We start from the raw sequence: 8,134 nt of genomic DNA, 5'->3' as shown, positions 1-8,134 counted from the left end.
ACTAAAGCCTAGTCAAAATCCCTCAGCCTTCTTAGCAAGGACTGAGGGATTTTTTCTGCTTAAGCAAGTAAACACGGGGTGCTAGCTAGCCTTAAGCAGGACTCTTGTGCTAGAATACAAGAAAGGAGTGTGACAGGGAATGGATTTAGGAATCATTGAAGCTTTTGCGCGTCAACGTATGGCACAAGATAAGACAGGGCACGATATTCAGCACCTTGAACGTGTGGTTGCCAATGCTCATCGTTTGATGGTAGCTGAATCACAGCCCATTAAAACCTCCATTGTGCTAGCTGCAGCTTGGTTGCATGATGTTATTGATGATAAGGTGACATCAAATCCAGCTCAAGCGCGCAGAGAAGTAGCAGAGCTTCTAATACAAGCAGGGGCAACTTTACCAGAGCGAGATACTATTTTAGAAATTATGGACCGTCAGTCTTTTAGCAAAAATCTGCAAGAAAAACAATCTCTATCACTTGAAGGGCAAATTGTACAGGATGCAGACCGACTAGATGCCTTAGGGGCAATTGGCATAGCTCGTACCTTTTATTATGGAGGTTCACGAGGACATGATCTCTATAATGACTTGCCTCCTCGTGATTTGTCCCAATTAAGTCAAGAAGATTATCGTCAAAATCAGAGTAGCCTGGCCCATTTCGATGAGAAATTATTAAAGCTAGCTGACTTGATGAATACTGCCTCAGGCCGTGCTCTAGCCCAAGAGCGAACAGCCTTTATGCGTCAGTACCTGGCACAATTCTGGGCTGAAATCAAAGGAGAATGTTAGATGAATACACTAATCATGAAGAAGAAAGCCAGTCAAGGGCTGAAACAAGGCAAGGTGCTGATTCAGTTAGCTGATGTCATGGAGCCAGAAGTAACAGATCGACTAGCTGAAGGAAGCATAGTAGGCTTAAAGTCAGTGACGGGGCAGTGGCTGGGACTCATGCTAGTCGGACGCCAGCAGAAAGGACTGGGGTGGCTGCTAACTCGAGACAGTCAACTAGACGATAACTGGGTGGAGAAACGGATTCAAGTTGCCTTGTCTCAGCGCCAGGCCTATTTCAATCGTTCAGACTTAACTGCCTTTCGCTTAGTTAATGGAGAAGGAGATGGATTGGGCGGGGTGACAGTGGATTGGTATGCAGGATTTATCCAGCTTAACTGGTATTCTCAAGGAATTTACCATTACCGCGATGAGCTAGTATCAGCTCTTAAAGCTCATGTTTCCGACATCTTGGGAATCTATGAAACTCAGCGCTTTGACCAACAAGTGGCTGAACAAGCTATTAACCATCTTGAAGGGCAAGTTGCACCTGCCCCAGTCATTATTCGTGAAAATGGCATTCACTACGCCATTCATCTCGGACAGGAATGGATGACCGGACTCTTCTTGGATCAACGACAGGTGCGAGACTACGTCATGCAGGGAGCTGCTGGTAAGAAAATTCTAAACCTTTTCAGTTATACAGGTGGCTTCTCAGTAGCTGCTGCAATGGGGGGCGCAAGCCAGACCGTTAGCGTAGATGTGGCTAATCGAAGCCTAGCTAAGACCCAGGAAAACTTCGCGTTAAATGGTATAGAGGCGCCTAGTCAAGCGCATGAAATTCGTGTCATGGATGTATTCGACTATATCCGCTATGCTAAGCGTAAAGGACTGACCTTTGACCAAGTTGTGTGCGACCCACCTAGCTTTGCTCGGACGAAGAAATATACTTTTTCTGCACTCAAAAATTATGGCCGGCTTGCGGCAGATCTTTGGTGTTTGGTGGCCCCAGGTGGTCAACTAGTCTTATCTACCAATCACTCAGCCTATTCTTTAGAGGACTTTAAAGCAGATTGCTTGGCGGCTTGTCCAGACGCTGAACTGCAGGCTAGTTTTGGCTTAGGAGAGGATTTCCCGCGGTCAGAAGATGAACGCAGTGATTACTTGAAAGTATTAGTCTTGGCCAAGGGGACCAAGGGCTAATTATTGTGGTAAGGCGCTTTAATTTTTAGCTATTCTATGATAGAATTGTAGGGAATAGGTAGCAACCTAATTAGAGGAGGGATTTAAGATATGCAATGTCCAAACTGTGGCAAGCCAGTCAGAAGTAAGACACACTGTGCCCGTTGTGGCTACTCCTTCACGGAGAAGAAAGTGGTAAGGGAACCACATCAACAGGTTGAAGATGCTTTTGATCCAAATGCAGTCATGCCTCATGATGATTTGCATGAGACCATGGAATATGAAGCTTGGCGTAACACCCAAGAACTGAAGAATTTTGACCAAGAAGCGGTCAGTCAGTCTTTAGATTTCCAAACAGAGGATGAAGACGAGGAATTAGTACCTGAATTCAAACCAAAACGTCGACGTGGCTTTATGCGAGTGATTTTCAGCATCTTACAAATGGTAGCGGTGCTTATTCTCTTGTTCTTAGCCTTCTTGTATGGCCCTGAATTGCCTAAATATTTACCACAAGCTTTGAATGCAGTCGGGATTAAGTGGGGTAATCAAAATACGGAAACTCCTGCCTCCTCGACCTCTAGCCAAGTTGCGCAAGAATCTAGCAAGGAAGAAGCAAGTACTGCTGCAGGCCTCCAAACTAAAGATAAAAAAGTGGATGTTTCTAACTATCCATTTGTAACCTTAACCCTGACCTTCGAACGCCCGTTAGAAAACTTAACGCGTGATACCTTCAAGTTCTCCGTTGATGGGACTGAATTGACAGAATATTCTTTGGTTAAGGAATCCAATAATCTTGTCTTACGTTACGTTGATCCAAGCTATCAAATTACTAAATCGACAGGTACTAAAGTCAATGTTGCCATTAAGGCTGATAGCTTAAGCTATAATGATCAAGTTGACTATCAGACACCTGATTTAGGCTTAAGCCAAGACCAAGTTAAAGCTTTAGATACAGCTTTCAAATCGGACAGTAAGCAAATTCTTGCTTTACAAGAAGTAGGTAGCAAGGCTCCTTACTTATCAAGTACCAAGTCTACAGAAGCCTCCAACCTTTTTGCTTGGTTTGTTTTAGCTCGGACTTATCAATTGATTGATGAGAAGAAATTCGAATTGACAACCGAAGTTGAAATTCAGGAATCCTTGCGTATTGGGACAGGGGAGACGGCGATGTCAACTCATGCAATCGGCTCTAAGATTAGCATCCAAGAGTTGATTGATGCAGTAGTCGTTTCTCAAGATGCCACTGCTTTAAATTACTTAATTCAACAAGTAGGGGGCGCCAATGAGTTAAATATTTGGCTTAACAGTCAAGGCTACTATTCTACCAAGATGAGTGCTAACTTAGGTGTGAACGACTCTGGTGATATCACAGGTGTGGCAACAAGTGCCTATGATTTGACTAACTTGCTTAATCAGTTAGCTCAAGATAAGTTGGTGAACGAGAAGGTCAGCGCGGCAATTAAGGAAGCAGTTCTTAAAACGCCAGTGTCTACTAAGTTCCCAGCGGACTTGACGACTGTCACTCGTCGTTATGAGATGACAACACCTGATCAAGTAGGGTCTATGCATCACTATGCCGCTATCTTAGAGATGAATGGTAAGTCAGTGATTGTCGTAGTTTTGGGTGCTCCTGGACAAGGTGAAGCTGGTAACGCCAATGTTGCGACAATCGTTAAGACTCTTGCAGAATTTGACTTGGGCCAAGCTAGTGCTAATGAATCTAGCTCATCTAGCAGTGATTCTTCAGCAACAAGTAGCTCTTCAGGGCCTGAATTACCTACTCAGGCTGAGCTCAATAATCCTAATGTGGAACCAGCTCCGGTCTTCGATTACTTCGATGATGATGGCGACGGCGTTCTCGATTCTACGCCACGACAAGGGCGTTGGTATTGGGACACTACTCGTGGAACCTGGCTTTATTATTAATGCAAAAAAAGAGCTGAGACGAATAATTCTGTCTCAGCTCTTTTTGGTATATGGATTCGGTAAACTACTGAGCCTGTTTCTTAGCTTGAGGATTTGGCAACAGGCGGTTAACTAGAATGGCAATGGCAGAGCCAATGATAGCATCCAAAATACGATTGGCACCATAATCTAGGAGGTGCTCTTTAGGTGTATTAAGGAAAACGACAAAGAATGTTGCGCTAGAATTGATGACGCTAGCTGGGTGGTTGAAGGCATTGCAGAAGACGATGATTAAGAGAATTCCCAAACTTGCTCCTAATACACGATAGATAGGTAAGGGGAGATTCATCCAAAGGGCAATCTGGGTCAATAAGATGGCGATGATGACGCCGAGGGTATTGCCAAAAAGTCTAATACGACCAAATTTAACAGAGGTCTCGTGTTCAGTTCTCAGGGTAAAAACGGCAGCGATTGCCGCTAAGACAGCAGGTTGGCGGTGTAAAAGTTCGAAGAGGGTAATTGTTAAGCCGACCGCAATCATGGTCTTAAAGGTCCTCATTCCAACTTTAAAGGCTTTGAGGTCGAAATTTAGTTTCATACAGCTTATATTCCTTTGTAGACGTTCTTAGGCTTAAGTGTACCAAAAAAAGAACTTGGGGACAAACCATTTGATAGTTCACCTAAAAGGTGTATAATGGAAGAAAGTAATCCATCAATGAGGTGATATAAATGAACCAAGCCCTTATCAGTATTGTACTTAATGCCGTCAAAGAAAAATATGTAACCGAAAAGGCCTTTTATACAGATAAACTCGGTATCAGTCCCCAGAGCTGGGATCGTTTCAAGAAGGGAGAACAGGGTCTCAAATATGAGAATGTCAAAATCCTGTCGACTCTCTTCACTGATTACGAATGGATGCTCGTTCAAAAAGTCGTTCGTAATGCAGAACGTCTGAGTGATGTGATGGCCAATCCAGTTAAAGAATATCAGTACCTCAAGTATCAGATTGCCCGCCGTTGGATTCATCAAGGCATGGCCCGTATGGAGTGGCACCACAGCGAACCTAATGAGGAAAGCTCAAATCGCAAATCTAATATGATGATTTTACAAGTAATTGCTGATTATCATATCTGGGGTTATAGTGATGTCTTAGAATTACGGTTACCAGGCATTATTCGCCAACAAATTGAAGGCGATGAGATTAAACTCTTGGAATGGTTTGATAACCAATTGAATGGTGAGCTCTAAGAGATATCAAAATAAGAAATAGAGCAAGGAGGTGAACCATGGCCAAAAAAGGTAAAAGCTACTATGCCAAGAAGAAAAAAGCAAGTAGTGGCTGGAACTGGAAAAAAATCAAAACTCGCTGGCGGAAGTTTCGTTTAGCCCTTTATCAGAAATTGGGCAAGGGGACCCTACTAGCTATTGGACTTACTTTGATTCTATTTTTAACTTACCAAGTAATCCAAGACCGTGGTGGTCAGCCGGAGAATAATCATCAAGTGCAACACCTTAATCGGGAATCATTTGTTCAGAAATTAGTTCCTACTGCGCAACGTTTGCAGAAGCAGTATGGCGTTCTGGCTAGTGTTTCCTTAGCCCAAGCTATGGTTGAGTCGGATTTTGGTCAGAGCCAACTGGCCGCTAATTACTATAATCTATTCGGTGTTAAAGCTGAAGCTGGAGATCCAGATGGGGTGGATTTGGAGACCAAGGAATTTGTTAATAATGAGTGGGTGACCATCGTCGATCGTTTTAAGGTCTACAAATCTTGGGAAGACTCTCTAATTAAACACGCGGAGCTAATTTTTTACGGTACATCTTGGAATTCTAAGCAGTATCAAGCAGTATTAGAGGCCAAGGACTATCAGTCCCAGGCACGAGGTTTACAGTCTTCCGGATATGCGACGGATCCAGATTATGCGGAGAAGCTAATTGCTGTCATTGAAGAGTGGCAGCTGACTCAATATGATAAATGAGTTGATATTTTTTCATGGGTTTAAGCAATAAAATATGTTACACTAGTATGGTAGAAAAATGAAGGAGGCAGCGATATGCCAGAGAAACATTACCCAGGCGCAACAGTAGGTATTATTGGATCCAGCGTTCATGCTGCTCTCTTAGCGCAAGCAGCGGGTAAGCTAGGTTACCGCGTAGCCAGTTTGGTCTTGAATCCTGAAAATTTAGTGCGGCAATTTGCGACTTGGCAAACAGTGGCCGAAGCATATGATGAAGCAACCTTGCGATTTTTTGCAGGCCGCATTGATACCGTTATTGTAGAGCCCGGCCTCTTGTCTAATTTGGCATTTAAGGTCTTAGCTGATATTACGGATGTCAGTTTATCAGAAGATTTACGAGCTATTGCTACCGACCGCCTTATCGAAAAGGCCTATCTAGATGAGAAACGTTGCTTGGTGGCGCCTTTTGCTATGGTGACTTCGCTAGAAGATGTTAAGGAAGCGGTGGAGTTTATCGGCTTCCCTTGCTATCTCAAATATACCCAACGGCACATTGAAGCTGTGAGCAGCCATCTCATTCTTTACAGCGAGGCTGACTATGAAGCTGCTCAAGACAAGATTGCCTTGGGAACCTGTATACTTGAGGCTTGGATTCCTAGCGAAAAAGTAGTCTCATTGTCGGTGGTTCGGAACGAACGAGGGGAACTCCTGGTCTATCCACCTTTTGAACAAGTTCAATCTAGTGCAGTGAGTGGTACGCAGGTCCGCTACCCAGTCAAACTCCATGAAGAAGTTGAGCGAGAAATCCGTCGCTTGGGGCGCTATTTAGTCGAGACCTTAGCCTTGGTAGGCTGTATGACCATTGATTTTCTGGTGACTTCTGCTGGCGTGGTCTATATTAATAGTGTTGAGATAGGCGCTAAAGACTCAGCTATGTTTACTCTAGGTGCCATGTCCTTGTCATGTTATGAGGCCATGGTGCGCTCAGTAGTTGGATTACCTCTGCCTAGTCTAGTGCCTTTAGCTGATGCGGCCATCGCCTTACCTCTAGAAGCCTTAAATGCTGAGCAGGTTATGACCCAATACATGCTACGGACTGACTGGGGCTTCGCGCTCTTTAATCCAATGGGACGTAATCCTCTGGATTTAGAAGGACAAGTCATTGTCACAGGAGAAAGTTTGGCTCATTGTCAACGTCAGATTGAGTTGACGGATATCTTGAAAAAATAAGAAATAGGTAGCCATCAGGCTACCTGTTTTTGCTTATAAGTGTTAAGAAGTCAATGCTAGCCTTAAGAAAAATATACGCTAAACTTAGCCCCAGCCTTGCATTCTGAGACAATTCACGCTAGACTAGAGAACAGGGGTTTCAGGCCCAGGCCTGGAATGATAGATTGTATAAGGAGGGTTTCCATTTGGTGGAACATCAAGAAGAAAAACAACAACCTTTTCTCTATCGCTTTTTGGTAGGGATACTGATTGGCTCTGGCTTTATTGTGCCAGGGGTTAGTGGCGGGGCCTTAGCTGCTATTTTTGGGATTTATGAACGCATTATTGGTTTTTTGGCCAACCTAACCAAGAACTTCAAAGAAAATATCCTCTATTTTATTCCGGTAGGACTGGGGGCGCTTTTTGGTATTGTCCTCTTTTCCTTTGGGGTCAGCTACCTATTAGCTAACTATGCTACCATCGTTTCTTGGTTCTTTGTCGGCTGTATCCTAGGGTCCGCGCCTGCTTTATGGCGAGAAGCTGGTAAAGAAGGGCGCAGCCATAAGGACTTATGGGTGCTAGCAGGATCTTTTATCTTTGGGATTGTGCTGTTACAGTTTGGTAGCCATCTCTTTAATGGCCAAGTCGAGGCTAACTTCATTTCTTGGTTTATCTCCGGGGCGCTGATTGCTTTAGGGATTCTAGTGCCTGGTCTTAGTCCATCTAACTTTATCCTTTATATGGGACTCTATGAAAAAATGGCGACAGGATTTAAGCAGTTAGACTTAGCCGTTCTAATTCCAATTGGCTTGGGTGGCTTGGCGACCATTATCTTGCTTTCTAAGCTGATTGAGCGTATTTTCCGCAGTCATTACAGTGTCTTCTTCCATTTTATTTTTGGGATTGTCCTAGCTTCAACGATTGAGATTATTCCAAGAGAGTACACTGGCTTTGGCTTACTCCAATACCTGCTCTGCTTCCTTACTCTACTTTTGGGGACAGGGATGGGTTGGTGGATGGCTCAGCTTGAAGAAAAATATAAGTAAAACAAAAGCCCGGGAAATGTACTGCACCCCATAAGTTGGACAATAAAAATCCAACTTATGGGGTGTTTTCA

Annotated in this window: 8 protein-coding genes; 7 read left to right on the top strand and 1 reads right to left on the bottom strand. The window is 43.8% G+C overall.

The features are described 5' to 3' along the window. Positions 1-139 precede the first annotated feature (139 nt). The 3 genes from ACO53F_RS09420 to ACO53F_RS09410 all read left to right on the top strand — a co-directional run bounded on the left by ACO53F_RS09420 (position 140) and on the right by ACO53F_RS09410 (position 3,871). Entirely contained in the window at positions 140-784 is a 645-nt protein-coding gene (locus ACO53F_RS09420) for an HD domain-containing protein (RefSeq protein WP_485138207.1), read from the top strand. Then, complete coding sequence (locus ACO53F_RS09415; RefSeq protein WP_485138206.1) at positions 785-1,966, top strand: class I SAM-dependent rRNA methyltransferase; 1,182 nt, start codon at positions 785-787, stop codon at positions 1,964-1,966. A gap of 90 nt (positions 1,967-2,056) precedes the next feature. Next, positions 2,057-3,871: a serine hydrolase gene (locus ACO53F_RS09410; protein WP_485138205.1), complete on the top strand. Its 1,815-nt coding sequence runs from the start codon at positions 2,057-2,059 to the stop codon at positions 3,869-3,871. A gap of 64 nt (positions 3,872-3,935) precedes the next feature. Here the strand turns inward: ACO53F_RS09410 and ACO53F_RS09405 are convergent, their stop codons facing one another. Then, positions 3,936-4,448 carry an FUSC family protein gene (locus ACO53F_RS09405; protein WP_485138204.1) on the bottom strand — a complete coding sequence of 171 codons (513 nt, stop codon included), beginning with the start codon at positions 4,446-4,448 and terminating at the stop codon, positions 3,936-3,938. 131 nt (positions 4,449-4,579) lie between these two features. Here ACO53F_RS09405 and ACO53F_RS09400 point away from each other — a divergent pair, with 131 nt between their 5' ends. From ACO53F_RS09400 to ACO53F_RS09385, 4 genes are all read left to right on the top strand, one after another. Next, positions 4,580-5,098, top strand: a complete 519-nt coding sequence (locus tag ACO53F_RS09400; protein ID WP_314761071.1) for a hypothetical protein — start codon at positions 4,580-4,582, stop codon at positions 5,096-5,098. Between the two features lie 38 nt (positions 5,099-5,136). Further along, on the top strand, positions 5,137-5,829 hold the full coding sequence (locus tag ACO53F_RS09395) for a glycoside hydrolase family 73 protein (protein ID WP_485138203.1): 693 nt from the start codon (positions 5,137-5,139) through the stop codon (positions 5,827-5,829). A 75-nt stretch (positions 5,830-5,904) separates the two neighbouring features. Then, complete coding sequence (locus ACO53F_RS09390; protein WP_485138202.1) at positions 5,905-7,038, top strand: ATP-grasp domain-containing protein; 1,134 nt, start codon at positions 5,905-5,907, stop codon at positions 7,036-7,038. Between the two features lie 188 nt (positions 7,039-7,226). Beyond that, positions 7,227-8,063, top strand: a complete 837-nt coding sequence (locus ACO53F_RS09385; protein ID WP_311464957.1) for a DUF368 domain-containing protein — start codon at positions 7,227-7,229, stop codon at positions 8,061-8,063. Positions 8,064-8,134 lie beyond the last annotated feature (71 nt).

It is taken from the genome of Abiotrophia sp., assembly GCF_057275535.1.
This window is presented reverse-complemented; position numbering and strand designations above follow the sequence as displayed.

Coding starts and splice junctions, on each gene's coding strand:
- ACO53F_RS09410 (WP_485138205.1), top strand. CDS start 2,057: ATGCAATGTCCAAACTGTGGCAAGCCAGTCAGAAGTAAGACACACTGT.
- ACO53F_RS09395 (WP_485138203.1), top strand. CDS start 5,137: ATGGCCAAAAAAGGTAAAAGCTACTATGCCAAGAAGAAAAAAGCAAGT.
- ACO53F_RS09400 (WP_314761071.1), top strand. CDS start 4,580: ATGAACCAAGCCCTTATCAGTATTGTACTTAATGCCGTCAAAGAAAAA.
- ACO53F_RS09415 (WP_485138206.1), top strand. CDS start 785: ATGAATACACTAATCATGAAGAAGAAAGCCAGTCAAGGGCTGAAACAA.
- ACO53F_RS09390 (WP_485138202.1), top strand. CDS start 5,905: ATGCCAGAGAAACATTACCCAGGCGCAACAGTAGGTATTATTGGATCC.
- ACO53F_RS09405 (WP_485138204.1), bottom strand. CDS start 4,448: ATGAAACTAAATTTCGACCTCAAAGCCTTTAAAGTTGGAATGAGGACC.
- ACO53F_RS09420 (WP_485138207.1), top strand. CDS start 140: ATGGATTTAGGAATCATTGAAGCTTTTGCGCGTCAACGTATGGCACAA.